General features: G+C 64.0%; 2 protein-coding genes. Both read left to right on the top strand.

What is annotated here, in order from left to right; genetic code table 11:
- A partial coding sequence (locus tag ADADOO_RS13340; protein WP_511277993.1) for a DUF455 family protein occupies positions 1 to 174 on the top strand: 174 nt, incomplete at its 5' end.
- 200 nt (positions 175 to 374) lie between these two features.
- A partial coding sequence (locus ADADOO_RS13335) for a DEAD/DEAH box helicase (RefSeq protein WP_511277992.1) occupies positions 375 to 2,116 on the top strand: 1,742 nt, incomplete at its 3' end.

Raw genomic sequence — 2,116 nt, 5'->3', positions numbered from 1 at the left:
GACCGCTGGTACCGCCACCTCTGCGCCGAACGCGGGCTTGAGCCGGAAAGCACTTACCGCGATCTGCTAACCCGCTACCAGGCGCCATGGCCACAGGGAAAAATGAACGAAGCGGCACGCCTTGCTGCCGGCTTCAGTCCCGCAGAACTGGCGGCCCTTGCAAAAAAAAGGTAAAATAATCAAATCAATGCGTTGATGCACCGCCCGCAGTAGTTCCGAGCAGCCCCCGGTTCAAGTAGGTTTCGTTTGCAGGTTCACCCCATTGATTCGCCCCCGGTATGGCTGCATCGGGGTACTCAGGCCGCCCGACCATCGGGCCAATCCGTCGCCGGTTAAAACAATGTGAATGGCGACGATGAAAGGAAACAGCATCTATGTCGTCTACTCCCGACAGCTTCGCCGATCTCGGCTTAAGCCAAACGCTACTCAACACCCTCACCGAAATCGGCTACGAAACGCCGTCGCCCATCCAGGCCCAATGCATTCCCGTCCTGCTCGAAGGTCATGACCTGATCGGCATGGCCCAGACCGGCACCGGCAAGACCGCCGCGTTTGCCCTGCCGCTCATGGAACAAATCGACGTCAAGCTCATGAAGCCGCAAGCGCTGATCCTGACGCCGACGCGCGAGTTGGCCATCCAGGTTGCCGAAGCCCTGCAAACCTACGCCAAGAACCTGCCCGGCTTCCACGTCCTGCCGATCTACGGTGGCCAGAGCTACACCATCCAGCTCAAGCAGTTGTCGCGCGGCGCCCACGTCATCGTCGGCACCCCGGGTCGCGTCATGGACCACCTCGAGCGCAAGACGCTCAGCCTCGACCACCTGAAGACCATGATCCTCGACGAAGCCGACGAAATGCTGCGTATGGGCTTCATCGACGACGTCGAATGGATTCTCGAACGCACGCCGGCCCAGCACCAGACGGCCCTGTTCTCGGCCACCATGCCGGAACAGATCCGGCGTGTCGCGCAAAAGTATCTGGTCGAGCCGCGCGAAATCAAGATCAAGTCGGCCACTGCCACGGTTGCGGCGATTCGTCAGGTTTACTGGCAAGTCAGCGGCATGCACAAGCTCGACGCCCTGACCCGCATCCTCGAAGTTGAAGAAGACTTCGACGCCGCCATCATCTTCGTCCGTACCAAAACCGCCACCGTCGAACTGGCCGACAAGCTGAACGCCCGTGGCTACGCCGCCGCCGCCCTGAACGGCGATCTCAACCAGCAAATGCGCGAACGCGTCATCGAGCAGCTGAAGTCCGGCGCCCTCGACATCGTCATCGCCACCGACGTCGCCGCCCGCGGCATCGACGTGCCGCGCGTCAGCCACGTCGTCAACTACGACATTCCCTACGACACCGAAGCCTACGTGCACCGCATCGGCCGCACCGGCCGCGCCGGCCGCACCGGCAACGCCATCCTCTTCGTCGCCCCGCGCGAAATCCGCATGCTGCGCACCATCGAGCGCGCCACGCGTTCGCCGATTGCGCCGCTGACCCTGCCCAGCCGCGCCGATGTGACCAACAAGCGCGTCGCCGACTTCAAGAGCAAGGTGGCCGAAGTGCTCAACGCAGAAGGCCTCGATTTCTTCGCCAACATCGTTTCGCAAATCACGGAAGAGCAGAACGTTGGCGCCGAAGAAGTCGCCGCCGCCCTGGCCATGCTGGCCCAGCAAGGCAAGCCGCTGCAAATCGCCGGCGAAGACCCGCGCCCCGCCCCGGCCCCCTCCTTTGACCGGGACAGCCGCCCGCGTCCGGGCAGCTTTGGCGAACGTGACGAGCGCAAACCGCGTGCTGATCGCGGCGACAAGCCGAGCTTCGAGAGCCGTGGCGACCGTCCGCGTCGCGAAGAGCGTCCGGCCCGCTCGGCGCCGAGTGGCGACATGGTCCGTTACCGCATCGATGTCGGTCGTGACCACGGCGTCCAGGTCAAGGACATCGTCGGCGCCATCGCCAATGAAGCCGGCATCGAAAGCCGCTTCATCGGCCGCATCGGCCTCTACGACGAGTCGAGCACGGTCGAACTGCCGGCCGGCATGCCGGCCGAAGCCGCCAACGCCCTGAAACGCACCCGCGTCCGCGGCGTGCCGATCAACCTGCGCCCGGATGAAGGCCGCCCGGA

Source organism: Azonexus sp. (genome assembly GCF_036170495.1).
In the GTDB taxonomy this organism is placed as follows: domain Bacteria; phylum Pseudomonadota; class Gammaproteobacteria; order Burkholderiales; family Rhodocyclaceae; genus Azonexus.
Note: the sequence above shows the minus strand (reverse complement) of the source record. Positions and strands in the feature narration are given on the sequence as shown.